Source organism: Aminobacter niigataensis, from assembly GCF_014200015.1.
GTDB lineage: Bacteria > Pseudomonadota > Alphaproteobacteria > Rhizobiales > Rhizobiaceae > Aminobacter > Aminobacter niigataensis.
Map to the genome: position 1 here is coordinate 375,838 of NZ_JACHOT010000001.1, position 26,438 is coordinate 402,275.

Consider the following 26,438-nt stretch of genomic DNA (forward strand, 5'->3'; position numbering starts at 1 on the left):
ATGGATCGCCTCAGAGACCGGATTATTCCCGTCATCACCATCCTACTGGTCATTGTTGCCGCTTGGTATGCGTTCGCCGTCTACATGAATGCGCCGTTCCAGCGCGACCTCGACCGACGGGCAGGCCTGACGCCAGGTACCGTGGAATTCGTCGGCAAGACGCTGTCGCAGCCGAAGCCGACCATGCCGGCGCCGCACCAGGTAGCGCAGAACTTCTTCGAAAACACCTTCCTGAGGAAAGTCACCAGCGCGCGCAGCCTCGTCTATCATTCGTGGGTGACGCTGTCGTCGACGCTGCTCGGCTTTACCTTCGGCACCGCACTCGGCATCCTGATCGCCGTCGGCATCGTGCATGTGATCGCGCTCGACCGCAGCCTGATGCCGTGGATCATCGCCTCGCAGACCATTCCCATCCTGGCTGTGGCGCCGATGATCATCGTGGTGCTGGCGGCCATCGGCATCACCGGGCTGATCCCCAAGGCGCTGATCTCGACTTATCTGTCGTTCTTCCCGGTCGCCGTCGGCATGGTGAAGGGGCTACGCTCGCCCGATCTCATGCATCTCGACCTGATGCACACCTACAACGCCAGCGCGTCGCAGACGTTCTGGAAGCTGCGCGTGCCGGCATCGGTGCCGTTCCTGTTCGCCTCGATGAAGGTGGCGGTGGCGGCGAGCCTTGTTGGCGCCATCGTCGGTGAGTTGCCGACAGGTGCTGTCGCCGGCATCGGCGCAAAACTGCTCGCTGGATCCTACTACAGCCAGACCATCGACATGTGGGCGGCACTCGTCGCCGGCTCGGTGGTGGCGGCCATGCTGGTGGTACTGGTGGGGATCGTCGGCAAGGTTGTCGAACGTTCGATGGGAGGGCGGCCGGCATGATGAACTCCAAACCGTCCTGGCAAGCCGGGCTGGCGCTGGTGTTGTGCGCCGTCGCCATGGCGACAGTGCCGATACTGACGGCCGAAGCTACCGCGCCGATGTCGAGCGGCATGACGTCGCTTGTCGTCGGCCTCATCGCCTTGCCTGCCGTGGCCTCTTTCGCCATGTTTTCCGGCCTCGCCAGCGCCGCTGTACTTTTCGTCGGCGCGCATGGCGCTGCCTGGCTGCTGATATCTGGCATCGCAGGCAATGAAGGCACGGCGCGGATGCCGTACTTCCTGCTGCTTGCCGCCGCCTGGCTGCTGGCCTGGCGATGCGTTGCGGTGCTGTCGGCCATCCGGCCGGTGTCGACGCAGGTCAGGACGTTGCTGCGCCTGCTGATCCCGGCAATCTTCGGCGCCTGGATCCTGATCATATGGGAAGCGGTCACGCGGGGGGCGGGCGTTCCGTTCATCCTTTTGCCGCCGCCAAGTGCGATCGCCGCGCGCATCGGCAATTCGCTGCCGATCCTTCTGGCCGACGTGCGCCAGACCATCTTCAAGGCGGTGCTGTTCGGCTACATCGTCGGCTGTGCCTCGGGCTTCGCCGTGGCGATCCTGGCCGACCGGGTGCCGTTCCTGCGCAAAGGGCTTTTGCCCATCGGCAACATGGTGTCGGCGCTGCCGATCATCGGCGTCGCCCCGATCATGGTGATCTGGTTCGGCTTCGAGTGGCAGTCGAAGGCAGCCGTTGTCATCATCATGACCTTCTTCCCGATGCTGGTGAACACGGTCGCGGGCCTCGCGGCCTCGGGGCACATGGAGCGCGACCTGATGCGCACCTATGCGTCCAATTACTGGCAGACGCTGTTCAAGCTGCGCCTGCCGGCGGCCGCACCCTTCATCTTCAATGCGTTGAAGATCAACTCCACGCTGGCGCTAATCGGCGCCATCGTCGCCGAATTCTTCGGCACGCCGATCGTCGGCATGGGCTTCCGAATCTCGACAGAGATCGGGCGCATGAATGTCGACATGGTCTGGGCGGAGATCGCTGTTGCGGCTCTGGCCGGTTCCGTCTTCTATGGCGTGGTCGCCCTGATCGAGAGGGCCACCACTTTCTGGCATCCGTCTGTCCGTGGTGGGCGGGCGTGACCTGAGCTCCTTGGGCGGGGCCGCGGTCCAACTTCAGAGGGAAAAAGAAGATGAAGAGACTGATGATATCGTTGATGGCGGGGGCGATGTCGCTGGCCGCCGCGCAGGCGGCACTTGCCGCCGACAAGGTGACGCTGCAGCTCAAGTGGGTGACGCAGTCGCAGTTCGCCGGCTACTACGTCGCCAAGGAAAAGGGCTTCTACGGCGAGGAAAACCTCGACGTCGACATCAAGCCGGGCGGCCCTGACATTGCACCGGAGCAGGTGATCGCCGGTGGTGGCGCCGATGTCATCGTCGACTGGATGGGCGGCGCTCTGGCGGCCCGCGAAAAGGGTGTCGGCCTGGTCAACATCGCTCAGCCCTACAAGAAGGCGGGTATGGAGCTGGTCTGCCCGAAGGACGGACCGGTCAAGACCGAAGCCGACTTTAAGGGCAAGACGCTGGGCGTCTGGTTCTTCGGCAACGAATATCCGTTCTTCGCCTGGATGAACAAGCTCGGCCTGCCGACCGAGGGCGGCGCCGATGGCGTGACCGTGCTGAAGCAGAGCTTCGACGTGCAGCCGCTGATCCAGAAGCAGGCGGACTGCATCTCGGTCATGACCTACAATGAGTACTGGCAGCTGATCGACGCGGGCTTCAAGCCGGAAGAACTGACCGTCTTCAATTATACCGAGATGGGCAACGACCTGCTCGAAGACGGCCTCTATGCGATGGAAGACAAGCTCAAGGACCCGGCCTTCGAAGACAAGATGGTTCGCTTCGTGCGCGCCTCGATGAAGGGCTGGAAATACGCCGTCGACAATCCTGACGAGGCAGCCGGCATCGTCGTCGACAATGGCGGCCAGGACGAAAACCACCAGAAGCGCATGATGGGCGAAGTGGCCAAGCTGATCGACAATGCCGACGGCAAGCTGATCGAGGCGGCCTACAAGCGAACAGCAGAAGCGCTTTTGGCGCAGAAGATCATCACCAAGGAGCCTTCGGGCGCCTGGACGTCCACGATCACCGACAAGGCGATCAAATAAGATCTGGATGACCGGACGATCTGGAAAGGGGGCGGGTAACCGCCCCTTTTTCTTTTTCGAGGTTGGAGTTTGAGGTGCGTCCTTCGAGGCCCGCTTCGCGGGCTCCTCAGGATGAGGGAGGTCAGCGCAACGGTCCTCATCCTGAGGTGCGAGCCCCGCCCTGACCGCTGACGGCTTGGGGCTGACTTGTCATGGGCGAGCCTCAAAGGACGCACGCCCAAGCCACTGGCAAGGGGGCTGCCGCTACTTCGCCACCACGTAGAAGGTCAGCGTGCGCGACTCGCCCTTGGAATAGTTCATGCCTTCGATGCGGCCGCGCTCCCTGAGCGCTGCTGCGCCGCCCGGCACGGCAGCGAGGAAGGCCTTGCTTTCGGCCGCCGAAACCACGGCAATGGCGCATGCGGGATCGGCCGCCAGGGCCGCTGCCGCGCCCTTGCCATTGGTGAGTTGGGTCGAGGTGCCGGCGAGGAAGACCAGGCTCGGCTCGCTGTAGCCGGCGGAAGCGAGCACCGAGGTGGTGCAGGGCTTCAGTTTCTCGAACTGCTCAGCAATCTGCGGACTAAGCCACAATGGCTTGAGCGGCGGCAGGACCTTCAGGGTCAGCACGCCGAAGGCTGCGGCGGCAGCAGCCGCGGCAATGCCGGTGCGCTTGAGCGGCGACATGTCGCTCGGCATGCCGGCGCCGAGCGTGGCGGCAACCAGAACAAGCAGGCCGGCCAGTTGGCCCCACCAGGAGAACTGGCCGAGGAAATAGGGCGTGATGCCGAGTGCGATGGCAGCAAGGCCGGCACTGATGCCGAAGACGCCAAAGGCGCAGGCCCTGCGGATCCAGAGCTGCCAGCGCGACAGCTCGATGCCTGCGGCGGCCGGATCGGTCAGCGACCAGGCCATCAGCAGGAGCAGAGCGGGATAGGCCGGCATCGCATAGTGCGGCAGCTTGGTGGGGATCAGCTCGATGGCGATCCAGTAGGGCAGGTACCAGGCGAGGCAGAACAAAAGCCGGGGGTCGTCGCGGAAGCGCTTGAGCGCCTTCAGCCCGCCTTCGAGCGCCACCAAAGCGAAGGGCCACATGAACACGGAATAGGTCAGGAAGTAGTAGCCGGGTGGGAAGCCATGCGATTCCTGGCCGGAGCCGACCTTGCTCAACAGGTCCTTGCCGACCGATTCCTGCCAGAATTCGGTGCCGGTCTTGATGGTGATCAGGATCAGCCACGGCGCTGCGACGAGCAGCGTCACCAGGATGCCGGTGAAGGGGCGGAGCTTGCGCAGCCATGAGCGGTCGCGGTCGAGGATGGCGATGGTGGCGACCGTGAGCAGGCTGAGGAACGGAATGACCGGGCCCTTGATCAGCAGGGCAAGGCCGTGGGCGATCCAGAACAGCCAGTTGGCTTTGCCCTGCGGCCGGCCGGCCTTGTGGCCGAGATAGACGGCTGCGAGCGCCCCCTGGGCGAGCAGGGCGGTGGCGAGCAATGTCGCGTCGGTCTTGGCGATGCGTGCCTCGACGCCGAGCATGAGGATACCCATGAGGCCGAGGCCGGCAACGACGCCTGCCGTGCGGCCGAACATGCGGTCGCCGACGAAGGCGAGGGCAAGGACCGAGAAGGTGCCGGCCAGCACCGAAACCAGCCGGTAGACCCATATCGGGGCATCGCTGCCCTTTCCGCTGACCAGGACGGCGGCCGACTGCAGCCAGTAGATTCCGGCTGGTTTCTTGTAGCGCGGCACGTCCTGGAAACGGATGTCGACATAATCGCCACTCTCGACCATCTGCTTGGTGGCCTGGACGAAGCGCGACTCGTCGCGATCAGTCGGCGGCAGGGTGGAAATGCCCGGCGCAAAGGCAAACAGGCAGAGTGCCGCGAGCAGGAGATAGCTGAACAAAGACAAAGACTTGTGCTGGGTCTCTGTGGTTTTGATTCCGGTTGCCAGCATGCCCGCTACTCGGTGTCGGCCATGGCGGCGCGCCGCTCATTGGCGATCAGCCAGAGATTGCGGATGTAGATGAACAGGCCCAGCCCCTGGCCGGCAATGAACACCGGGTCCTGGCGCTGGATGGCATAGATCAGCAGCAGGGCGCCGCCCCCGAGCGAGAAGAACCAGAAGGCGACGGGCACGACGGAGCGCTTGGCGCGTTCCGAAGCGAGCCATTGCACGACGAAACGCATGGTGAACATGCCCTGGGCGACGAAGCCGAGCAGGATCCAGCCGTTGAACTGGGCGACGAAGACATCGTGCAGCCAGGTGCCGAGTTCGGAAATGAGGTTCATTGGCCAAGCTCCGTGACCGATGGCACGACCTTGCGGCGGCGACGCAGCCACCACACGCCCGTGAGGTCGAGGATGCCGCGCAGGCCGCGATCGAGGATGCCGTAATTGGATTTGCCGTGGCGGCGCGAGCGGTCGACGACGTCGACATGGACGACGCCGCGGCCCTCGCGCAGTGAAAGTGCGGGCAGGTAACGATGCCAGCCGTCGAAGAACGGCAGCTGGCGGAACAGATCGGTGTGCAACGCCTTGAGGCCGCAGCCTGAATCGCGCGTGCCGTCGCGCAGGATCATCTCGCGCAGGCCATTGGCGAAACGCGACGACAGCTGCTTGAGCTTGGTGTCGGTGCGCTTGAGGCGCTGGCCGGCGGCGACGCCGACCGACGGGCCGGCGGCGATCAGCGCGTCGGCGAGCTTGGGCAGGTAGGCGGGATCGTTCTGGCCGTCGCCATCCATGGTGACGACGATGCTGCCCCGCGCCGCGAAGACGCCGGAGCGGACGGCGGCACTCTGGCCCGCCGAGCGGTCGTGCCTGACATGACGCAGGCGACCGGCGCTGCGCGCCAGCTCGGCGAGAACGTCGGCCGTGCGATCGGTCGAGCCGTCATCGACGACGATGACCTCGTAGTCGCGGCCGGCCATGGCGTCGTGGACCTCGCCGACCAGTATCGGCAGGTTCTCGGCCTCGTTCTTGCACGGAATGACGATTGAAATCATCAGCTTGCCTGGGGAAGTGTTACGTCAGGATGGTGAAATGCGCGGCCTCAATAGCATCAAAGCCGCGCATTTGCCACGACGCTTGCGCTTTCCCCAAGGCAAGGGTCCCGCTTGTCCCCGGGGCAGGGATCAGCGCTTGTCCCTGATGTCGCTCAGCGTGCGGGTCGGCGTGATGGCCTCCGGATCGAGCTTGATCTCGATGATCGTCGGCTTGCCGCTGGCACGGGCGCGCTCGAAGGCGGGCGCGAATTCGTCGGTCTCGCGCACCGTCTCGCCATGGCCGCCATAGGCACGGGCAAGCGCTGCGAAATCAGGGTTCTTGAGGTCGGTCGCCTCGACACGGCCGGGATACTCGCGCTCCTGGTGCATGCGGATGGTGCCGTAGATGCCGTTGTTGACGACGATGACGATGATCGGCAGGCCGTATTGCACGGCGGTGGCGAACTCCTGGCCGTTCATCATGAAGCAACCGTCGCCGGCGAAGGCGATGACCTCGCGCTCGGGGAACAGGCCCTTTGCTGCAACCGCCGCCGGCGTGCCGTAGCCCATCGAGCCCGACGTCGGCGCGCCTTGGGTGGCGAAACGGCGGAAGCGGTGGAAGCGGTGCACCCAGGTGGCGTAGTTGCCGGCGCCGTTGGTGAGGATGGCGTCCTCAGGCAGGACCTTTTCCAGCCAGTTCATGATCGGGCCCATCTGGACCGCACCCGGGCCGGCGAGCGGCGGGGTCGACCATTCGAGATAGGCAGCATGCAGCGCCTTGGTGTTTTCGGTCCATGCCGGCTTTGCGGCCGGTTTGCGCTTGGCAAAAGCCTCGACGAAGGCTGCCGGCGAGGCGTTGATGGCGACGGTCGGGCGGTAGACACGGCCGAGTTCGTCGGCGTCGGCATGGACATGCACGAGCTTCTGATCGGGATAGGGGCTCTTGATCAGCGTGTAGTCCGATGACGGCATCTCGCCGAAGCGACCGCCGACCAGCAGCACCACGTCGGCGTCCTTGATCGCCTTGGCGATCTTCGGGTTGACGCCGATGCCGACGTCACCGGCGTAGTTTTCATGGAGATGGTCGAACAGCATCTGGCGGCGGAAGGAGACGCCGACCGGCAGCGACCAGGCTTCAGAGATTTTCTTCATGCGCTCGACGGCCTCGGCATTCCAGCGGGTGCCGCCGAGGATGACGAACGGATTCCTGGCGCTGTTGAGCAGGGCCTCGAGCTTGGCCAGCTCTTCGTCGCCCGGGCGGGTTTCGACAGCGACGGCGGGCAGGGCGGCCGGCGCCTCGACCTCGCTGGTCAGCATGTCCTCGGGCAGCGAGATGACGACGGGACCGGGTCGGCCTGATGTGGCGACGGAGAAGGCACGGGTGAGCAGCTCGGGAATGCGCGCGGCATCGTCGATCTCGACCACCCACTTGGCGATATCGCCGAAGAAGCGCCGGTAGTTGACCTCCTGGAAGGCTTCGCGCTCCTTGGCATGGCTCGCCACCTGGCCGATGAACAGGATCATCGGGATGGAATCCTGCATGGCGATGTGCACGCCGGCGGACGCGTTGGTGGCGCCAGGGCCACGGGTGACGAAGCAGATGCCCGGCTTGCCGGTGAGGCGGCCATGGCAGTCGGCCATCATCGCCGCACCGCCTTCCTGGCGGCAGACGATGCTCCGGATCTTGGAATCATGCAGCGCGTCGAGTACCGCGAGATAGGATTCGCCCGGCACGCAGTACATGCGGTCGACGCCGTTGGCCTCGAGCGCGTCGACGATCAGTTGTCCGCCGGTCTTCATTTTTCGTTCTTCTCCAGTTCGGCAAGGATTTCCGCGGTGTGTTCCCCGAGCCGCGGCGAAGGTCTGACATATGAAAGAGGTGTCTCGGACATGATCATTGGCGCGCGCACTGAGGGCAGCGCATTGCCGTGGCCATCGTCGAGGTCCATCCGCATGCCGCGGGCGATCGCCTGCGGATCGGCGAAGGCCTGGCCGATATTGTTGATGGGGCTTGCCGGCACGCCTGAAGCCTCGAGCCGGGCGAGCAGGGTTTCGCGGTCGAAGGCCGCGAGCGCGGCGACGATCTTCTCGCGCAAGGCGACGCGGTTGGCGACGCGGGCCGAATTGGTGGCAAAGAGCGGGTCGGCGGGGAGATCGTCGAGGCCGACGATGGCGCAGAATTTCTGGAACTGGCCGTCATTGCCGACGGCGAGGATGAAATGCCCGTCGCGCACCGGCAGCACCTCGTAAGGCGAGATGTTCGGATGGGCGTTGCCCATCTGCACCGGCGAATTGCCCGAGACGAGATAGTTGAGGTTCTGGTTGGCGAGCACCGACATCTGGGCGTCGAACAGCGCCATGTCGACATGCTGGCCCTGGCCGGTGGCCTCGGCGTGGCGCAAAGCCGCCTGGATGGCGATGACCGAATAAAGCCCGGTGAAGATGTCGGTGACGGCGACGCCGACCTTTTGCGGCTCGCCGCCGGCAGGCCCGGTGATCGACATCAGGCCCGACATGCCCTGGACGATGAAATCGTAGCCGGCGCGCGGCGCATAAGGGCCGGACTGGCCGAAGCCGGTGATCGAGCAATAGACCAGCCTGGGGTTGATCTTCTTCAGGCTGTCATAGTCGAGACCGTATTTCTTGAGGCCGCCAAGCTTGAAGTTCTCGATCAGCACGTCGGCGCCGGCGACCAGCTTGCGCACGATCTCCGCACCTTCCGGCGTCGAGAAATCGAGCGCGATCGAGCGCTTGCCGCGATTGCAGGCGTGGTAATAGGCGGCCGACAGGTTCTCGCCGTCATGGGAGGTGACGAAGGGCGGGCCCCATTTGCGGGTGTCGTCGCCGCCGTCGGGGTTTTCCACCTTGACGACATCGGCGCCGAGATCGGCGAGCAACTGTCCGGCCCAGGGGCCGGCGAGGATGCGGGCGAGTTCGATGACGCGGACGCCGTGGAGGGGCGGATTGCTCATGGGGCACCAGAGATCATTTCGGTCGCGCCACGATCTATCAGGAGTCCCGGTATCCCGCCACCACGTTGCGATGGGCCAGCAAGCATGTTCACCGCGGAAACGTCAGGTCGAGCCAGCCGGCAAAATCGGTCATCACGGCATCGCGATTGATCTCGTTCAGGCTTTCGTGGCGGGTTTCTGCGTAAACCTTTGAAACGAGATTCGAAAAGCCCATCCGGCGCATGCGCGAAGCCAGCGCCTCGACCGCCTTGCCGCCATCGGTTGCCGGGTCGTGAGCGCCGCCGATGAGGTTGAACGGCAGGTCCTTGCGCACGCTTGCGAAGTTGCCGTCGTCGGCACCGGCAAAGACCAGATCGAAAATGTCGATCCACATCGACACCGAGGCGTTCCAGCCGCAGAGCGGGTCGGCGATGTAGGCATCGACCTCGGCCGGATCGCGCGAGAGCCAGTCGAATTCGGTACGGCGGCCGGGGATCTTCTTTGCCCAGTCGCCGAAGGTCAGCTTGGGCAGGATGCGGGAGGGCACGTCCGACCCGAGCCGGAAGCGCTCGAAGGCAAGGATGGCCTGTGCCAGCCGGCCGAGGATGCCGGCGGAGAAATTGGCGTTCCAGATGGCCGCGGCTGCCACGCGTTCGGAATGGCGCAGCACGAAATTGAGCGCGATCAGCCCACCCATCGAGTGGCCGACGATCACAACCGGCAGATCGGGGTGCTGGACTGCGATGAAGTCATGCACGGCTCCGACATCGGCCAGGACGCGGTCGACACCGTCCTTGGCCGCGAAACGCCCGGTAGGCGCATCGGGCGCCGACGTCGCGCCATGGCCGCGATGGTCATGGGCGTAGACGTGACAGTCATGGGCGGCGAGGAAATCGGCGAAGCGGCCGTAGCGTGCGGCATGTTCGGCCAAGCCGTGGTTGATCTGAACCACCGCCCGGGCAGGTGCCTCGGCGCGGCGGACAAACAGGTTGATATGGGCGCCCGTGGGCGATGCGAGCGGAATGCGACTGTCGAACGGCATTGTTGTCTCCCCTCGATCGGAACTGTTGAGGGCCCCACCCTTGCGCGTCAAGGGCGGCGGCCGGTGGTGCACACGACAATGTCAGGAGGCGGCGGCGTGCCCCTTGTTCGCACGATATCAGCCCATATATTCCGCTAACCCCAGCGCCGGCGTGCCCCCAGCCGGTTTTGCCCTTCATTTCCATTCAAATCTCAAGCGATGATCGCCATGCAGCCGATTATTTCCGTTTCCAATCTTTCCAAGACCTATGCGTCGGGCTTTTCGGCGCTGAAGAACATCAATCTCGACATCAGCCGCGGCGAGATCTTCGCTTTGCTCGGGCCCAACGGCGCCGGCAAGACGACGCTGATCAGCATCATCTGCGGCATCGTCAACCCGACCGAGGGCATGGTGCTGGCGGATGGGCACGACATCGTTCGCGACTACCGTGACGCGCGCTCGCGCATCGGGCTGGTGCCGCAGGAACTGACCACCGACGCCTTCGAAACCGTATGGGCGACGGTCAGCTTCAGCCGCGGCCTGTTCGGCAAGCCGGCGAACCCGGCGCATATCGAGAAGATCCTCAAGGACCTGTCGCTGTGGGAGAAAAAGGACAGCAAGATCATGACGCTGTCGGGCGGCATGAAGCGGCGCGTGATGATCGCGAAGGCGCTGTCGCACGAACCGCAGATCCTGTTTCTCGACGAGCCTACCGCCGGCGTCGACGTCGAGCTGAGGCGCGACATGTGGGAGGTGGTGCGCTCGCTGCGCGAAACCGGCGTCACCGTCATCCTGACCACGCACTACATCGAGGAGGCCGAGCAGATGGCCGACAGGGTAGGGGTCATCTCCAAGGGCGAGATCATCCTCGTCGAGGAGAAGGCCGAGCTGATGCGCAAGCTGGGCCGCAAGCAATTGAAGCTGCAGTTGCAGAGCCAGCTCGACAGCCTGCCGCCGGCGCTCGCCAGCCACGGCCTGGAGCTGGCCGACGGCGGCCACGAAATCGTCTACACCTACGACGCGCAGGGTGAACGAACCGGCATCACGGCGCTGCTCAAGGACCTCAACGACAACGGTATCCGCTTCAAGGACCTTCAGACCAGCCAGAGTTCGCTGGAGGAGATCTTCGTCAATCTGGTGAGTGAACGGCGATGAATTTTCACGCGATCCGCGCAATCTACCTGTTCGAAATGGCGCGCACCTGGCGCACGCTGCTGCAAAGCATCGTTTCGCCCGTCATTTCGACTTCGCTCTATTTTGTCGTCTTCGGTGCTGCCATCGGCTCGCGCATCAGCGAGATCAACGGCATCAGCTACGGCGCGTTCATCGTGCCCGGGCTGATCATGCTGTCGCTTTTGACCCAGAGCATCTCCAATGCCTCGTTCGGCATCTATTTCCCGAAATTCGTCGGCACCATCTACGAGCTGCTGTCGGCGCCGGTGTCCTATCTGGAGATCGTCATCTCCTATGTCGGGGCGGCAGCGTCGAAGTCGATCATCCTCGGGCTGATCATCCTTGCGACCGCCGCACTGTTCGTGCCGCTGCAGATCCAGCATCCCGGCTGGATGCTGTTGTTCCTGGTGCTGACGGCGGTGACCTTCAGCCTGTTCGGCTTCATCATCGGCATCTGGGCCGGCAATTTCGAGCAATTGCAGCTGGTGCCGATGCTGATCGTCACACCGTTGACCTTCCTTGGCGGCAGCTTCTACTCCATCGACATGCTGCCGCCGTTCTGGCGCACCGTGTCGCTGTTCAACCCGGTGGTCTATCTGGTCAGCGGCTTCCGCTGGAGCTTCTTCGGCATATCGGACGTCAATGTCGGCATCAGCCTCGGCATGACGCTGGTGTTCCTCGTTGCCTGCCTGATTGCGGTCTGGTGGATATTCAGGACCGGCTGGCGCATCAAGGCGTAGGCTAGGAAGACAACAATCGGCTAGCTTATGCGGCTGCACGCCAAAGACTTTTCGGTGCAGCCGCAGCGAGGACGCCTAGCCGAACTCAGACTCCTCTGTCGTTCGAGATCGCCGAAAAGCCGCGCCGCCAGAATACCAGCGGTGCGAGGTCTTCCGTCTGGGTGTGCTCGATGATCGCCGTGACCAGTATGTGGTCGCCAAGCGACAGCTGGTCGCGGACGCGGGCCGCAATCCACAGCAGCGTCTCGTCGATGCGGGGAAGCGCGTGCTCCTCGCACCATCGCGTGTCGCCGAACCGATCTATGCCTGGCGTGGCAAAGCGGCGCGCTATGTCGTGCTGATGGGCGGCGAGAACGTTGATGCCGACAGGCCTTCCCACCTCCAGCCGCTGCAGCAGGCTGGAGGTCTGTTTCATCGCGAACATCAGCATCGGCGGGCCGAGGGACAGTGCTGTCAGCGTGCCAACCGTTGCACCATAGCGCTCCGATCCGCTGCCTGTCGTGACGATTGCAACAGATGTCGGAACCTGGGCGAAGGCCGACTTGAGGGCGTCAAGCGACATTGTGGCTGGCCGCTCTGCGACGCTTACCATCTCGCAGCAAGCGGCGAAGGCCCCTCCAGCGACGGGAAGTGTGGCAAGACCTCTTCGGCGAGTTCCTGGATGATCTCGCCAGCCGGGCGGCCGGAAAACTGCATCCCCAGAGCCGCATGGTTGACGCCGGCCTCGCGCCATTCTCCGAGAAGGTCGATCAGCCCCTTGCGGCCGGTCTTCAACACGAATCCGCCGCGGAGCGCAGTGCGGGGGAAGTCGGGGTCGTCGGAGAGATCGAGCCACTCGTTGGTCATATGCGGGCGAAAGCCACCATCCGGAATCTGGTCCCGCCAAGCGCGAATGTTCTGCGCCAGCCGCTTCGGGCCCTCCGCTATGTGGGTGGGCTGCGGGTAGGTCAGCCAGCCATCGGCATGTTCGGCAACCCATGCCGGCGTCTGCCGGCTGGATCCGGTGACGATCAGCGGAATACGACCTACCGGCGGCTTGGGCAGGAAGTCGATGCCTGTCATCGTTCCGAGCCTTGAATTGATGGACGGCCGGCCGGGTGCGATCAGTTGCCGGAAATAGGCCACCGCTTCCGCAAATCGCCTGCCCCGATCGTCCATGTCCAGGCCGTAGGCCGGAAACTCCGCCGGGCGGTCGCCTGATGCGATTCCCAGCACGAGACGGCCGCCGGAAAGGTGGTCGATCGTGGTTGCCGCCTTGGCGAGATCGATGGGATGGCGCAGCGAAAAGATGGCGCTTCCCGTGGCCAGCGCGACTTTATGCGTCCGCGCCGCCAGATAGGAAAGATAGGTGAAGGGGTCGAAAAGCTGGCCGGCATCGCCAAAGCCCGGATCGAAAAGCGGCACGTCACGGACCCAGATGCTTGCAAAGCCGCGGCGGTCGATGTCCTCGACCAGTTCAGTCTGGCCTTCCAGGACAGCCATGTCGCCCTCATAGAAGCGCAAGGGCAGAAAGATGCCGACGGTCAGCCGGTCCGGAGCGAACATGCGCCGATAGCCGGGGTGACCGGCAAAAGCTTCACTGGATGCGCCGGAATGGGCGGTCGAACGATCTGTTCGGGGGGCGGCGATGTTCATAGGCAGAAGTTTCCTTGTCGCGGATTCTTTCCCGAGCCTGGCGGAGGCCCGGCAGTGGGAGCTTGCGCTTTTGCAGCGCTAACCTGGCAGCACGTTACGAAACCCGGACAAGTGAGGGAAACGATGAATTCTCGTCTAAGAAGGTAGTTCAGCTAAATTCTAAAGGGGCTTCACGATGGCGAATTGCCGTGAATTTCTCTATATGAAATATGGATGCATGCCGCGCCCCAAGGTAATCGACGATGAGGAGGGCGCTTCAATAGAGTTTAGCTCATTTCATATCTGGATCGGACGTCTCTCATGGGCAGGGTTCTCCCTTTGCTGGCACTACGGGCCTTTGCCGAAACCGGACGCCACGGCAGCATCAAGCGTGCGGCTGAAGCGATGGGGGTGACTTCCGGTGCGGTGAGCCAACAATTGAGGTTGCTCGAGCAGCGCTCTGGCGCGCCGCTGTTTTCGCGAACACGATACGGCGTCGAGTTGACGGAAGTCGGCGCAAGCGTCCATCCGGCAGTCCTGCGTGCCTTCGACCAGATCGAACATGGCCTTGACCTGCTCGAGGCCAGAAATGCTGCGCAATCGATCACCATCTGCACCGTGCCATCCTTCGCGGCATCCTGGCTCGTTCCTCGTCTCGGCCGGTTTACTAGCCGGCACCCTGAGATCGAGGTCCGGGTCGAGGCATCATCCGAACTGGTGGATCTGCGCAAGGGAAGGGTGGATGTCGCAATCCGCCACGGGCTTGGCGACTATCCCGGCCTCGATGCCATTCATCTGATGGCGCCCGAACTGATACCGGTGGCTAGCCCGGCGCTGCTGGCCGGCGGCCCTCGACTGACGGAGCCTGGCGACTGTCTTGCCTACCCCCTTCTGCAGGACTCGGACAGGGCCGACTGGCGGCTCTGGCTCAAGGCAATGGGGATCGAAGGCGACGCGCGCATCGAACGCGGGCCTTCATTCGACGATGATTTTCTGCTGATCCGAGCGGCTGAAGCCGGGCAGGGCATCGCGCTCATTCGTGACATCTATGCCAAGGAAGAGATCGCCTCCGGCCGGCTCGCTGTCGCCATCGAGCGCCCATGGCCAACCGCGTTCGCCTATTATGCCGTCACCTTGCCGCATGTCGCCGAACGCCCCGCGATCGCGCGCTTCGTTGCCTGGCTCATGGAAGAGGCGCAAGCAGGCTGAGTTACTCCGCCCATTCCTTGTCGGCGGTGAAGGCGATGGTCAGCCAACGATCAGGGCCTTCATCGCCAAGGGCGTCGCCTATCTCGTCGCGCAGCCGGTCCCATTCCTCGATGGTTTTCGCGGGCAGGCCGGGCGGCACGATGAAGTAAAGCTCGACCTGCATCAAACGGCCGACCTTGGCGACATAGGCGCGATAGGAAACGAAACCGTGTTTCTTCACGGTTGCACGGGCAACCTCGTCGACATGCGTCTTGAGCGTTTCCGGCGTGATCAGCAGAATGTCGGAAAATGCCTGGCGGACGGTGGCGATGGGCATCGGTATGATGATCAGGCAGACCAGCGCCAGCACCGCAGGGTCGACATAAGGCGCGACCCAGCTCAGTTCGGTGCCTTCGACCAGACTGCCGCCGATGAAGGCAACCAGCAGCGCTGCGGTGATGCCGCCGGACATCATCCATGCTGTGACGTCGAGGGTGACGAAGTCGGACTGGATCGTCCGGTTGGCGCGGCTGCCGATGAACGCCATGGTCAGGCAGGCGGCGAGCGTCACCGCGGCATAGACGATGGCGAAGTCGAACTCGAGCTGGCGGCCGCCGGCCAGCAGGTTGGCGATGGCGTTGATCAGGGCGTAGATGGACACGCTCATCAAGACGATGCCGTTCATGCCCAAAACGATGGGCTCCAGGTGCCAGAAGCCGAGCGAAAAGCGCTTGTGCAGCCGGCGGTTGTGATTGGCGTTGCTGGTGATGAGCCGCGCGACGATCAGCGCCAGGATGGTCATGGTCGCATCGGCGAGGGAATAGGCGCCATCGAAAGCGATCGAGGACGAGCCGCTCAAGACACCGAAGGCAATGCCGAAAACCGCGACGACGAAGGTCACGGCGATGGAAATTCGAAGGACTTTCGTTTCGCTGAGCATGTCGCCGGTTATGGAATGGCGCTGCCGCGATGTCTATCGACTGTGGCAGCGGCTCATTGCCTTGGCGAAAGCACCCGCGGCCCCGGGATTGGCTTGCCCGTCAGATGGACTTGCCGTTCGAGGCAAGGCGGAAGCTTTCGCGCCCACCGCTCGGCACGACGATGATCTGCTTGACCTTGCCCTGCTTGAAGGCAGTGAGGAAACGCTTGTAGTCGGCGAAGGCAACGCAGCCATGCGACTCCTCGCGGCCGCCGCGCAGCAGGTAGCTATGGGTCAGGAAGCCATCGCGGCCGAATTTGTTCTTGCCATCGACGGGCAGCATGCGGATCGCCTCGACGCCATGGAAGCGCTTTTCACGCATTCTGAGATTGTAGGTATGCGGCGGGGTCGGGCCGTTCATCTTGACATGGGTGTAGCGCGGATTGTCGGCCATGTTGCCGATGCCGGAATGGGCCTCGAGCACGCTGCCGTCGGGCATGTAGACCTTGGCGGCGCTGATGTCGTAGACGGCGACGCCGTTGCCGGCCCTGGTCTTGCCGCCGAACATGTTGCGCAACGACTGGCCAAGGGTGCTGCCTGGCTTGTCTTCCGGGATTTCCGGACGGGCATAAGCGAGCTTCTGATGCTTCTGCGTTTCGCGCTTGTCGGCTGCCTTCGGCTCAGCGGCCTCGCCAGCGTCCGGCTTGCCGGCGTCGGCGGGCCGGGCGGTTGCTTCCGGGCGAAGTTCGGGCCGGGGGGCCGCAGAAGGGGTTTCGGCATAGTCGGGCAGGGCGGCGGCTTCCGCTTCAACCTGTGCTGCGGCGAGTTCCTCCTCGGAAGGACCCGTCAGCAAGGTCGACAGGGCCGTGTCGGCGGCGGCGCCCGGCGACGGATCGGCATAAGCGAGGATCGTCGGGTGCTGCGTCGTCGAGGCGGGCAGCGGCACGTCCGGGCTGGACGTTGTGGCGTCCGCGGCGAGGCGTTGCGGTGCGGCCGCATCGGCCGAGCCGAACAGGCTGGCGAGCTTTTTCGAGCTGAGGTCGGCCTGCCTGGCGATGGTGTCGAAGCGGGCGGAATGGCCGGTTGGGGGTGCAATAGCTGCAACATCGACATGCCGGGGGGATTTGCCTGAGCCAGAAACCAGGCTCGCGGTCACAACGGGCTGCGCGGCGTTGGCGATAACGGGCCTCTGCCTTGGTGCGGTCAGCCGCGACGCCTTGTCGGTACTGACATAGGCCGTCAGACGCGCCTTGGGGACCTTGACCGCCTGGACCGGTGGCTTGGGCGCAAAGTGGGTCGCATCGAAGGCGCTGACATTGCCCATCGCCACCACGCCGGCCATCGACCACGCGGCCGCGCCGGCAAAAGCGGTGCCAAGGGAAGCGATCAGCAATGGACGCAAAAGACGGCGCAAAGGCCGGAAACGAACGGTTTTACTCACTAACGCGTAGCAGACCAGTTGTCTCGCAACGTCTACGGCCGGCGAGCGACCGCAGTGCGTGATTTCCGGAATGTCCCCAACTCGACAGAACGATGGAGAAAGGATGGACAAATATGGTTAAATTTTGCTTTGCGGCTGCGACGACGCTCCGGGAGCGTCTGTTGGCGCTGATTTGGCTCACCCAAAAGCATTTGCCGTTTGGGGTGGGATGGCCTACATAGCGCCCAACTCCTATCACTTGAGAAGCAGGATACGCGCGCGTGGCACGCCAGTTCATCTATCACATGTCGGGACTGACCAAGTCCTACGGCACCAAGAAGGTGCTGGATAATCTCAACCTGTCGTTCTACCCCGACGCCAAGATCGGCATCCTGGGCCCGAACGGTGCCGGCAAGTCGACGGTGCTCAAGATCATGGCCGGCCTCGACAAGGAATGGTCCGGCGAGGCTTGGCTGGCTGATGGCGCGACCGTCGGCTACCTGGCGCAGGAGCCGCATCTCGATCCTGCCAAGACCGTGTTCGAAAACGTCATGGACGGCGTTTCCAAGAAGACCGCCATCATCGAGCGCTATAACGAGCTGATGATGAACTACTCGGACGAGACCGCCGACGAGGGCGCCAAGCTGCAGGACGAGATGGACCGTCTCAACCTGTGGGACCTGGAACAGCAGGTCGAGATGGCGATGGACGCGCTGCAGTGCCCGCCCGCCGACTCCGAAGTGACCCAGCTGTCGGGTGGCGAACGCCGCCGCATCGCGCTGTGCCGCCTGCTGCTCGAACAGCCTGACCTCCTGCTGCTCGACGAGCCGACCAACCATCTCGATGCCGAGACCACGGCGTGGCTGGAAAAGCACCTGCGCGACTATCCGGGCTCGGTGCTGATCATCACCCACGATCGCTACTTCCTCGACAACGTGACCGGCTGGATCCTGGAACTCGATCGCGGCCGCGGCATCCCCTATGAGGGCAACTACACCAAGTATCTCGACGCCAAGGCCAAGCGCCTGATCCAGGAAGGCCGCGAGGACGATTCCCGCCAGAAGGCGATCTGGCGCGAACGCGAGTGGATCGCATCCTCGCCCAAGGCACGCCAGACCAAGTCCAAGGCGCGTATCAAGGCCTATGAGGAGCTGGTGGAGAAGGCGGATCAGCGTCGTCCGACCGACACGCAGATCGTCATTCCGGCTGGCGAACGCCTCGGCAACGTGGTGATCGAGGTCGATAGCGTGAACAAGGGCTACGGCGACGAACTGCTGATCGAAAACCTGAACTTCAAGCTGCCGCCCGGCGGCATCGTCGGCGTCATCGGCCCGAACGGCGCCGGCAAGACCACGCTGTTCAGGATGATCACCGGCCAGGAAACGCCCGATAGCGGCTCGATCCGTGTCGGCGAGACCGTCAAGCTCGGCTATGTCGACCAGAGCCGCGACGCGCTCGACCCGACCAAGACCGTGTGGGAAGAGATCTCCGGCGGTGCCGAAGTCATCAAGCTCGGCAAGCATGAAGTGAACAGCCGCGCCTATTGCTCGTCGTTCAACTTCCGCGGCGGCGACCAGCAGCAGCGCGTCGGCAACCTGTCGGGTGGTCAGCGCAACCGCGTCCACCTTGCCAAGATGTTGAAGAACGGTGGCAACGTTCTGCTCCTCGACGAACCGACCAACGATCTCGACACCGAAACTCTGGGCGCGCTCGAAGATGCACTCGAAGCTTATGCCGGCTGCGCCGTCATCATCTCCCACGATCGTATGTTCCTCGACCGCATGGCTACCCACATGCTGGCCTATGAAGGCGACGCGCATGTCGAGTGGTTCGAAGGCAACTTCGAGGAATACGAGAAGGACAAGATCCGCCGCCTTGGCGCCGATGCGGCCAACCCGCACCGGATGAGCCACAAGCGCCTGACGCGCTAAGCTCCAGACTATTCCAAGCGCCCCGCCAAAAGCGGGGCGCAATTGGTTTGGTGTGCGGAAACCCGGCCGGTCAACCCATCAATGCGGCGATGCGGGACGGATCAGGTTCGCGGGCGAGATTGAATATCTCGGCGTGAAAGCCGCCAAGCTTTCCCTTGTCTTTAAGGACCATGGGAAAGTTGTGCTTGCGGCCGGGTACGCCAATTCTGTGGCTTGCGGGTGCGATTGCCGCGAGCTTGGCCGCGTGGTCGAGGTCTTCGCGGCAGCCCACACTGTACAGGAGATAGCAGCGCGTCGTCAGTGGCGAGCGGCAGTTGCAGAGCGTGTCGAACGCGCCAACCCGCAGGCCCTTTGCCATCGACCCGGGATGCCAGGCATATCTGCCACCGACGCTGATCGCCCGATCGGCGCCCATGAGGTTGCCGGCCCGAATGGCAGGAAATCCGCCCATGCTGGTGCCGTAGGTCATGATCGACCGATAGCCGCGTTCGCGGGCCAGGTTGCCGACGCGCAATGCCAGATCGCGCATCGAGGAAGCAAATCCCTCGATGCCGCCGTCGAAGAATTCACGCCTGGGATCGGCCAGTTGCAGGAAGTCATGCTGGGCATCGTCCAGATCTTCGAGGAACAGCGCCGCGCCCATCATGATGAAGCCATGCTTGGTAGCGAAGCCGACGATGAGATTGGGCGCGCTGCGCCCGGCAGAGTAGAGATTGACGTGCGTTGCGATTTCCGTGCGCGAGAAGCGCGTCAGCGGCGGTTCGCCCGAGCTCAACAGGCCGAAACGGACAAGATTCTTCACGATCCCGTTGCTGCGCGGCAACCTCAACCCAAAGCTGGGCGAAGCCGCTTCGGCGGCGACTTCCGAAGCGGATCGTCTGCGGAACTTAAACACGCGCAGTCGAGATGAGGGCTGCAAGCTCGCCGACATTGGCGCAGCCGTTGACGGCTTCTTCGTCGAGCACAACGTCGAAGCGCTCTTCCAAGCCCATCACGTATTCCATGGTGGTGAGGCTGTCGACGTCGAAAGATTCTATCGGATTGGACAGTATCTGCGCATCCGATATGCCGCCGCCGTGGCTTGAGCTGTTCAAGCCGGCTATGTCGCGGAACATCTCGACGCAGACCAGGCGAACATCTTCAGTCATGGATGGTGACTCGCGCAAATTCGGGGAAGCTGAAGGCATAGTCGCCCGTTCTCATCTTGATCTCACCAACGGTGAATTTCCGTGAGTTGGCCGACAAGGCTTTGATCAGGCTGCTCCAGATCGTGAGGGTTGCCGGCTTTCCCAAGCAAAGGTGACGCCCCTTGCCGAACAGCAGATCTGCCTGGTCTTCGGAAACATGGTAGGCGGTCGCGTCGATCATCAGCCGTACGCGTTGCCCCTTGCTCACGATCAAGCCGCCGATTTCCACGTCCTCGGCCGCTACCCTTTCGATGTACGGGACGCCGGTCGAGGGCAAATTGTCGGGATAGTCGATTTCATCGAGACGCTTGCCGGCGTTGCGCGCCAGTGTGTGCCACAACGACAGCGCAATCGAGCCAATGAGGGCGTCGTTGCCAAGTATGTTCATGGCGACGGCGATCTCCGGCGTCGTCGGTAGCCGGGTTTCCTGCGAGGCAAAAGCGCAGGTCATGGCCGCAACCTGATCATTCACGCCTTTGCGGCGGTTCAGACTCAGCACCATGTCGAAGACTTGCGAAACATTCATATGCCCGACAAGTTCAGCCTGCTCTAGGCCGAACCAGAGTGAGAACAATTTGTTGAAGATCGGCCCCGCAACGTCATGCACCAGATCGACATCACGTCCGCCGGTGAAGGTATTCGTTGCCAGCCCGGCAATGAAATTTTCGATAGCACGCAACTTGCTGCGGGAATCCGCGCCCACGACCGACGCGACCTGTCCGCGGAGATGTCGGTGGCGGCTGCCCTCATTTGCCAGCGGGACATGGTCAAGTGCTGCGATGCTCGCATCGAAATTGAACTTGGTGCGATCTGCTATCTGGCGATAATGATCGGCAAAAGCGATAACCTTGAATCGATCCGATCGAAATATTTCGGATATGAGATTTTTATCGAAAACGCATATACATCTTAACTTTTCGTCGAAACGAAACGGATGCATGCTCAGGTATACATCAGCTCGGTCGGGATCGTGATGGATCTTTAGCATTGGCGGCTGCTGTGCATGTAGAACTCACTTCTCGTAGCGGATTCAACTTGGCAGCTCAAGCAGGTTCGCGTATTCCGCGCATCGGCTTGACCTAGTTCAGCGAAAAGTTGGTATTCAAATGCGAGAAGGCCGACGATGATGGCGATGCGAAACCGATTCCGGAATTGCAGTCGATGCGCTAGACGTCAGTAAGATTGTGCAGGCGGTGTTCCAGTGACCGCACGAGAATTGGACGGACAGTACTTCATGCATCGCGTCATCATCAGCGGTATCGGCGTTGAAATCCCCGAGGCGTCGATCAGCAACGACGAATTGGTCGAGAGCTTCAACGCCTGGGTCGACATCGAGAACGCCAGGAGGCAGGCCGCCGGCGAGGAACTGGTCCGCAAGTCGGACAGCGAGTTCATCGTCTATGCCTCGGGGGTGAAAAACCGCCACGTCCACACGCTTGACGGCATTCTCGACCCCCAACGCATGGCGCCACGCATTCCGCCACGCGCCGACGACGCATTGTCTGTCGAAGCCGAGTTCGGCGTCGCCTCGGCGCGCAAGGCGCTCGACCATGCCGGGCTGACTGGCGCCGACATCGACATGGTGATCTGTGCCGCCTCGCACCAGCAGCGGCCTTATCCGGCGATATCGATCGAGATCCAGAAGGAACTGGGCATCGAAGGTGCGGCCTTCGACATGAGCCTCGGCTGCTCGTCGTCGGCGGCGGCGCTGCATGTCGCCTTCAACCTGGTGCGCTCGGGCGGGCAGAAGCGCGTGCTGATCGTCACGCCCGAGATCATCACCGGCCATCTCAACTTCCGCGACCGGCAGACGCATTTCATCTTCGGCGATGCCTCGGTGGCGATGGTGGTAGAGGCGATTGGGCCGAAGGAGACGCGGCCCGGGCGCTTCGAGATCATCGATACGCGCAACTGGACGCAGTTCTCCAACAACATCCGCACCAATTTCGGCTTCCTGCTGCGTGCCGGCCAGGAAAACACCTCCGTCGTCGAGATGGAGGGCAACATGATCAAGCAGGTGGGCAACAAGGTGTTCAAGGAGGTGACGCATGCGGCGCACCGCTTCATCACCGCCTTCCTCGCCGACCACGGCATGACGCCATCAGACGTCAGGCGCTACTGGCTGCACCAGGCCAATGCGCGCATGAACGCCATGATCCTGAAGCTGGCGCTCGGCCACGAGGCCGACCAGGACACCGCACCGATGGTTCTGGAGCGGCTGGGCAACACGGCCGCGGCCGGCGCCATCATCGCGCTCAAGGAAAACCACGAGGACATGAAGGCGGGCGAGCACGGGTTGATCTGCGCCTTCGGCGCCGGTTATTCGATCGGCGGCGCCCTGGTGCGGATGCACTGACGCATCAGTCCGGGTGATGCCGGGATCAGGCTTTTTGTCTGGATTTTCTGTGGGCTGATTGGCAATGTGCCGCCTCTAATTGAGAGGCAAAAGATGCTCGATCCGACGATGCGCAGGGAAGGCGAACCCGAAATCCTGCCCGGCAGGAAGCTCGCCGCGCGCGTCGCTGGCGTCTACACCGCGCCCTTCGACCATTTTGTCACCCGGGCAGTGGGAACGCTGCCGCTGAGCTTCGAGGGCATCGACGGCGATTTTCATGCCGGGCATGTCAGGCGGTCGGGCGGGCGCGAGCCGTGGTATCCGCGCGGCACCGAAATGCGCAACGAGCGGCAGCTTTCCATCGTGGCGCCCGACGAACTGGCCGTCGTCGCCGAGCGCATGGGGCTCACCGAGATCAAGCCGGAGTGGATCGGCGCCAACCTCCTGCTCGACGGCGTGCCGATGCTGTCGATGCTGCCTTCCGGCACCATGCTGTTCTTCAAGGGTGGCGTGACGATCAAAATCGATGGACAGAATGCTCCGTGTCGCCTCGCCGGGCGCTCGATCGCCGAGCATGCCCGCATGGCCGACCACGACGCCGGCTCGCTGATGTTCCCCAAGGCCGCAAAGCGCCTGCGCGGGCTGGTCGCCTGGGTGGAAAAGCCCGGCGTGATCGCGGCCGGCGAAGAGGTCTCGGTGCGGGTTCCCGAGCAGTGGATCTACAGGGCCTAGCCCGTCAGCGGGGGAGGCCTGCGCCAGTCAGCGGGTTGTCCGCTTGGGACGGCCGCCTTCCTGATGGTGGTGACCTTGTAGACCTTGCCTGCCTTGTCATAGGTCGTCCATTCGCCGACCTGGACGCCTTTGGAAAAATGGCCGGAACGCAGTTTCGTGCCGTCCTTGCGGAACCATTCCCAATAGCCGTCGGCCTGGCCGGCACGCAACTGGCCGACGACCCACAGGCTGCCGTCCTTGTGATGATGACGATAGGGTTCAGTGCTTTCGGTGATGCGCTTGCTCCTCTCAAGCTGCGATGCGCCGGAGGAAAGCAGAGATGGCGCGAGCGGGCAATGGGCCAAGGATACGCGCGGCCGGGTGACTAGACGTCCTCGTCGTCGGGATCGAGCAGCCGCGTGGCGCGCCAGCGGGTGAGGGTGGCGTTGATCTGGCCGATGACGAAGAAGCGGGCGGAATCGCGGTCGTAGCCTTCCGACAGGAGCTTTTCGTAGTCGCTGTGGGCGTGGCGGACATGGGCGACGGTCGCCAGCCAGACGGCGATGGAAGGTGGCAGCGTCTTCATGTGCACGGCGAGCGCGTCGGCGCGGATGGCCTCCGTGTCCGCGTAGGGCGCCAGCGGCAGCAGTGCTGTCAGCGACCTGGCAACAGCGCGGCGGCGGCCGGTGGGTGCAGCCATGCTCAGGTGTCCTTGCTCGGACGCGAAGCGTCCGGAAAGGCGTCGACGGATGCGAAATAGGGTTTCAGGTCGATGACGGGGGTGCCATCGAGCGCGTCAATGGCATCGAGCTCGATCACCCCGGTTTCGACGTCGAGCGCAACGATGCGGGCGACATGCATTCCAATGGGGTTGGGCCGGGCAGGCGAGCGAAGGGCGAAAACGCCTTTTGCTTCAGTTGCATGGCGCGGTTTTTGCACAATCAGATTCCGCGGCGCCTTTTCGAACCAACTGAGGATGACGACGTGGCTGAAGCCGGCCAGCCCGGCGAGGCCCGGCCGGTAGAGCTCGTCGACGGTGACGGTTGCGCCGCCGCCGCGCTCGCGTGCGGCATCCATGTTCTTGGGGCACTCCTCGCGCAGCTTCCACGGCGAGGTGATGCGGCCGATATAGGCAAGGCTGGCGTCGGACGACTGCGCGGGATCGCCGGTCAGCGCAATCTCGCCCTCGCGCTGTTCGAACATCTGCATAGGCCCCTCCCACTGTCGCGCCATTTTCTTGCCCGCATGCGACATTGGGCGTTGCAATCGCTCGCTTCGTCACATAAAGATATGTTTATGTCTTTTGGCGAGAACCAAAGCCGATGCACGTTACGCTCGACACCATGGTAGATACCTTGAAGGCGGCTGCCGAATCCAGTCGCCTTCGCATCCTGACGCTGCTTTCGCGCGGCGACCTCACCGTCTCCGACCTGACCGAGATCCTCGGCCAGTCGCAGCCGCGTGTGTCGCGCCATCTCAAGCTTCTGCTCGAGGCCGGGCTGATCGACCGCTACCAGGAGGGTTCCTGGGCTTTCTTCCGACTGTCCGACGCCGATCAGGCGCGTGGCTTCGTGCAGGGGCTGGTGTCTGGCATCGACAAGGGCGACGGCCAGGTGGTGCGCGATTTCGAGCGGCTCGTGGACGTCAAGCGCAAGCGGCAGGAGAGGGCGGCACATTACTTCAGCGCCAATGCCGCGAGCTGGGACGAGATCCGTTCGCTGCATGCGCCCGACCGCGCCGTCGAGGCCGCGCTGGTGAAGCTGGTCGGCAAGCGGCCGTTCCAGTCGATGCTCGACCTTGGCACCGGCACAGGCCGGCTGCTAGAAATCTTTGCGCCGCTCTATCGCCGCGGCGTCGGCATCGACATGTCGCGCGAGATGCTGGCGGTGGCGCGTGCCAATCTCGACAAGGCCGGGGTGGCCCATGCGCAGGTGCGCCAGGGCGACATCTTCTCCCCGCCGGTCGAGCGCGACGCCTTCGATCTCGTCACCGTCCACCAGGTGCTGCATTTCCTCGACGATCCGGCCCGCGCCATCCAGGAGGCGGCACGCCTGCTGCGCCCGTCGGGGCGGCTGGTGATCGTCGATTTCGCGCCGCACGGCCTCGATTTCCTGCGCTCCGAGCATGCGCATGCGCGCCTCGGATTCTCGGACCGGCAAATCGCCGACTGGCTGGCCGAGGCAGGGCTGGAACTCGATGATACGCAGGAGTTCGAGCCGCGCGGATCGTCCAAGGCCAGCCTGACCGTCAAGCTGTGGCTGGCACGCGACCGCCGCCAGCTGATCGCCGAACCAATTCCAGACATTCAAGCCGCAAGGGAAACCGCCTGATGAACCAATACCCCCTGTCCAGGCGTTCCGACATCGGCAACAAGATCCGGGTCTCGTTCGAATTCTTCCCGCCCAAGAACGACGAGATGGAGGCACGGCTGTGGGAAACGGTGACCAGGCTCGAGCCGCTGAAGCCTCAGTTCGTGTCGGTGACCTATGGCGCCGGCGGCACGACGCGCGAGCGTACCGCGCGCACGGTGAAGCGCATCCTGCAGGAATCGACGCTGACGCCGGCAGCCCACATGACCTGCGTCGACGCCACCCGCGAGGAGGTCGACCAGGTGATCGCGGAGTTTGCCGCCATGGGCGTCAAGCGCTTCGTGGCGCTGCGCGGCGACCCCAAGGAAGGCGTGGGCGCTGCCTACCAGCCGCATCCGGGCGGCTATGCCAATGGCGCCGAGCTGGTCGGCGCGCTCAAGGCGCAGGGCGATTTCGACATCTCGGTGTCGGCCTATCCGGAAAAGCATCCCGAAAGCCCTGATTTCGCTACCGATTTCGACATGCTGAAGCGCAAGGTCGACAATGGCGCGACGCGGGCCGTCACCCAGTTCTTCTTCGACAACGACCTCTACGAGCGCTACGTCGAGCGCGCCCGCAAGGCCGGCATCTACATTCCGATCGTGCCGGGCGTGCTGCCGATCCACAGTTTCGCCCAGGTGGCGAATTTCTCCGCCCGTTGTGGCGCACATGTGCCGAACTGGCTGGCCGAACGCTTCGAAGGGCTGGACAAGGACCCGCAGACGCATGCGCTGGTGGCTGCGGCAGTCGCGGTCGAGCAGGTGCTCGATCTCGTCGAGCGCGGCGTCAGCGACTTCCATTTCTACACGATGAACCGCTCCGACCTGGTGGTGGCGGTGTGCCACATGATCGGCATCCGGCCACAGCCGGTGGTACAGGGTGCGGCGGCGGCCTGAGGCGGTTTCGA

The 26,438-nt window shown here is 63.5% G+C and carries 27 protein-coding genes; 11 read left to right on the forward strand and 16 right to left on the reverse strand.

Annotated elements, in window-relative coordinates:
• From GGQ99_RS01875 to GGQ99_RS01885, 3 genes are read left to right on the forward strand one after another with little or no spacing between them, the layout of a single operon-like run.
• On the forward strand, positions 1-879 hold the full coding sequence (locus GGQ99_RS01875) for an ABC transporter permease (RefSeq protein WP_108607585.1): 879 nt from the start codon (positions 1-3) through the stop codon (positions 877-879).
• Positions 876-2,009: an ABC transporter permease gene (locus tag GGQ99_RS01880; RefSeq protein ID WP_425486772.1), complete on the forward strand. Its 1,134-nt coding sequence runs from the start codon at positions 876-878 to the stop codon at positions 2,007-2,009. The genes GGQ99_RS01875 and GGQ99_RS01880 overlap by 4 nt, the downstream gene beginning before the upstream one ends.
• A 50-nt stretch (positions 2,010-2,059) precedes the next feature.
• Complete coding sequence (locus tag GGQ99_RS01885; RefSeq protein WP_183260296.1) at positions 2,060-3,034, forward strand: ABC transporter substrate-binding protein; 975 nt, start codon at positions 2,060-2,062, stop codon at positions 3,032-3,034.
• A 243-nt stretch (positions 3,035-3,277) separates the two neighbouring features.
• On the opposite strand, the gene GGQ99_RS01890 is transcribed toward GGQ99_RS01885, so the two are convergent.
• The 6 genes from GGQ99_RS01890 to GGQ99_RS01915 form a co-directional block, all read right to left on the reverse strand.
• Positions 3,278-4,966, reverse strand: a complete 1,689-nt coding sequence (locus GGQ99_RS01890) for an ArnT family glycosyltransferase (RefSeq protein ID WP_183260298.1) — start codon at positions 4,964-4,966, stop codon at positions 3,278-3,280.
• A gap of 5 nt (positions 4,967-4,971) precedes the next feature.
• Complete coding sequence (locus GGQ99_RS01895) at positions 4,972-5,301, reverse strand: lipid-A-disaccharide synthase N-terminal domain-containing protein (RefSeq protein WP_108607588.1); 330 nt, start codon at positions 5,299-5,301, stop codon at positions 4,972-4,974.
• A complete protein-coding gene (locus GGQ99_RS01900) occupies positions 5,298-6,014 on the reverse strand; it encodes a glycosyltransferase family 2 protein (protein ID WP_108607589.1) in 717 nt (238 codons plus the stop codon). Before GGQ99_RS01900 ends, GGQ99_RS01895 begins: the two co-directional genes overlap by 4 nt.
• A gap of 129 nt (positions 6,015-6,143) precedes the next feature.
• Positions 6,144-7,793 carry a thiamine pyrophosphate-binding protein gene (locus tag GGQ99_RS01905; protein WP_183260301.1) on the reverse strand — a complete coding sequence of 550 codons (1,650 nt, stop codon included), beginning with the start codon at positions 7,791-7,793 and terminating at the stop codon, positions 6,144-6,146.
• The gene (locus GGQ99_RS01910; RefSeq protein WP_108607591.1) at positions 7,790-8,965 is read right to left on the reverse strand and encodes a CaiB/BaiF CoA transferase family protein; all 1,176 of its coding nucleotides are present in this window, start codon (positions 8,963-8,965) and stop codon (positions 7,790-7,792) included. The genes GGQ99_RS01905 and GGQ99_RS01910 overlap by 4 nt, the downstream gene beginning before the upstream one ends.
• Before the next feature lie 88 nt (positions 8,966-9,053).
• Entirely contained in the window at positions 9,054-9,986 is a 933-nt protein-coding gene (locus tag GGQ99_RS01915) for an alpha/beta fold hydrolase (protein ID WP_183260303.1), read from the reverse strand.
• A 207-nt stretch (positions 9,987-10,193) separates the two neighbouring features.
• On the opposite strand from GGQ99_RS01915, the gene GGQ99_RS01920 reads away from it, so the two are divergent.
• Together GGQ99_RS01920 and GGQ99_RS01925 are read left to right on the forward strand one after the other, a co-directional pair.
• Positions 10,194-11,120, forward strand: a complete 927-nt coding sequence (locus tag GGQ99_RS01920) for an ABC transporter ATP-binding protein (RefSeq protein ID WP_183260304.1) — start codon at positions 10,194-10,196, stop codon at positions 11,118-11,120.
• Positions 11,117-11,878, forward strand: coding sequence for an ABC transporter permease (locus tag GGQ99_RS01925; RefSeq protein ID WP_183260306.1), 762 nt, complete (start codon positions 11,117-11,119; stop codon positions 11,876-11,878). Before GGQ99_RS01920 ends, GGQ99_RS01925 begins: the two co-directional genes overlap by 4 nt.
• 85 nt (positions 11,879-11,963) lie before the next feature.
• On the opposite strand, the gene GGQ99_RS01930 is transcribed toward GGQ99_RS01925, so the two are convergent.
• Both GGQ99_RS01930 and GGQ99_RS01935 read right to left on the reverse strand, forming a co-directional pair.
• On the reverse strand, positions 11,964-12,440 hold the full coding sequence (locus GGQ99_RS01930) for a flavin reductase family protein (protein WP_183260309.1): 477 nt from the start codon (positions 12,438-12,440) through the stop codon (positions 11,964-11,966).
• Positions 12,441-12,463: 23 nt separating this feature from the next.
• Positions 12,464-13,513, reverse strand: a complete 1,050-nt coding sequence (locus GGQ99_RS01935; protein ID WP_183260310.1) for an LLM class oxidoreductase — start codon at positions 13,511-13,513, stop codon at positions 12,464-12,466.
• A gap of 300 nt (positions 13,514-13,813) precedes the next feature.
• On the opposite strand from GGQ99_RS01935, the gene GGQ99_RS01940 reads away from it, so the two are divergent.
• The gene (locus GGQ99_RS01940; RefSeq protein WP_183260312.1) at positions 13,814-14,701 is read left to right on the forward strand and encodes a LysR substrate-binding domain-containing protein; all 888 of its coding nucleotides are present in this window, start codon (positions 13,814-13,816) and stop codon (positions 14,699-14,701) included.
• A gap of 1 nt (position 14,702) precedes the next feature.
• Here the strand turns inward: GGQ99_RS01940 and GGQ99_RS01945 are convergent, their stop codons facing one another.
• Both GGQ99_RS01945 and GGQ99_RS01950 read right to left on the reverse strand, forming a co-directional pair.
• Positions 14,703-15,620, reverse strand: a complete 918-nt coding sequence (locus GGQ99_RS01945) for a cation diffusion facilitator family transporter (RefSeq protein ID WP_108607597.1) — start codon at positions 15,618-15,620, stop codon at positions 14,703-14,705.
• Between the two features lie 100 nt (positions 15,621-15,720).
• Positions 15,721-16,992, reverse strand: coding sequence for a tlde1 domain-containing protein (locus GGQ99_RS01950; RefSeq protein WP_245439341.1), 1,272 nt, complete (start codon positions 16,990-16,992; stop codon positions 15,721-15,723).
• A gap of 308 nt (positions 16,993-17,300) precedes the next feature.
• Between GGQ99_RS01950 and ettA the strand changes: the two genes are divergently transcribed.
• Positions 17,301-18,950 carry an energy-dependent translational throttle protein EttA gene (gene ettA / locus GGQ99_RS01955; RefSeq protein ID WP_108607598.1) on the forward strand — a complete coding sequence of 550 codons (1,650 nt, stop codon included), beginning with the start codon at positions 17,301-17,303 and terminating at the stop codon, positions 18,948-18,950.
• Between the two features lie 70 nt (positions 18,951-19,020).
• Here the strand turns inward: ettA and GGQ99_RS01960 are convergent, their stop codons facing one another.
• From GGQ99_RS01960 to GGQ99_RS01970, 3 genes are read right to left on the reverse strand one after another with little or no spacing between them, the layout of a single operon-like run.
• Complete coding sequence (locus GGQ99_RS01960) at positions 19,021-19,881, reverse strand: hypothetical protein (RefSeq protein WP_183260314.1); 861 nt, start codon at positions 19,879-19,881, stop codon at positions 19,021-19,023.
• Positions 19,838-20,098: an acyl carrier protein gene (locus GGQ99_RS01965; protein WP_183260316.1), complete on the reverse strand. Its 261-nt coding sequence runs from the start codon at positions 20,096-20,098 to the stop codon at positions 19,838-19,840. The genes GGQ99_RS01960 and GGQ99_RS01965 overlap by 44 nt, the downstream gene beginning before the upstream one ends.
• Complete coding sequence (locus GGQ99_RS01970; RefSeq protein ID WP_183260317.1) at positions 20,091-21,125, reverse strand: hypothetical protein; 1,035 nt, start codon at positions 21,123-21,125, stop codon at positions 20,091-20,093. Before GGQ99_RS01970 ends, GGQ99_RS01965 begins: the two co-directional genes overlap by 8 nt.
• Positions 21,126-21,371: 246 nt before the next feature.
• Between GGQ99_RS01970 and GGQ99_RS01975 the strand changes: the two genes are divergently transcribed.
• On the forward strand, positions 21,372-22,493 hold the full coding sequence (locus GGQ99_RS01975; RefSeq protein WP_183260319.1) for a beta-ketoacyl-ACP synthase III: 1,122 nt from the start codon (positions 21,372-21,374) through the stop codon (positions 22,491-22,493).
• A 93-nt stretch (positions 22,494-22,586) separates the two neighbouring features.
• A complete protein-coding gene (locus GGQ99_RS01980; protein WP_183260321.1) occupies positions 22,587-23,204 on the forward strand; it encodes an MOSC domain-containing protein in 618 nt (205 codons plus the stop codon).
• Here the strand turns inward: GGQ99_RS01980 and GGQ99_RS01985 are convergent.
• The 3 genes from GGQ99_RS01985 to tsaA are packed head-to-tail and all read right to left on the reverse strand — an operon-like array spanning position 23,201 to position 24,386.
• Positions 23,201-23,548 (reverse strand): toxin-antitoxin system YwqK family antitoxin, encoded by a 348-nt coding sequence (locus GGQ99_RS01985; RefSeq protein WP_246389380.1) that lies wholly within the window; start codon positions 23,546-23,548, stop codon positions 23,201-23,203. The genes GGQ99_RS01980 and GGQ99_RS01985 overlap by 4 nt on opposite strands.
• A gap of 20 nt (positions 23,549-23,568) precedes the next feature.
• The gene (locus GGQ99_RS01990; protein ID WP_108607602.1) at positions 23,569-23,883 is read right to left on the reverse strand and encodes a DUF2293 domain-containing protein; all 315 of its coding nucleotides are present in this window, start codon (positions 23,881-23,883) and stop codon (positions 23,569-23,571) included.
• A 2-nt stretch (positions 23,884-23,885) separates the two neighbouring features.
• Positions 23,886-24,386 carry a tRNA (N6-threonylcarbamoyladenosine(37)-N6)-methyltransferase TrmO gene (gene tsaA, locus GGQ99_RS01995; protein ID WP_183262331.1) on the reverse strand — a complete coding sequence of 167 codons (501 nt, stop codon included), beginning with the start codon at positions 24,384-24,386 and terminating at the stop codon, positions 23,886-23,888.
• Positions 24,387-24,505: 119 nt separating this feature from the next.
• Between tsaA and GGQ99_RS02000 the strand changes: the two genes are divergently transcribed.
• The gene (locus tag GGQ99_RS02000) at positions 24,506-25,513 is read left to right on the forward strand and encodes an ArsR/SmtB family transcription factor (protein ID WP_183260323.1); all 1,008 of its coding nucleotides are present in this window, start codon (positions 24,506-24,508) and stop codon (positions 25,511-25,513) included.
• Entirely contained in the window at positions 25,513-26,427 is a 915-nt protein-coding gene (gene metF / locus GGQ99_RS02005; protein WP_108607605.1) for a methylenetetrahydrofolate reductase [NAD(P)H], read from the forward strand. The genes GGQ99_RS02000 and metF overlap by 1 nt, the downstream gene beginning before the upstream one ends.
• Positions 26,428-26,438 lie beyond the last annotated feature (11 nt).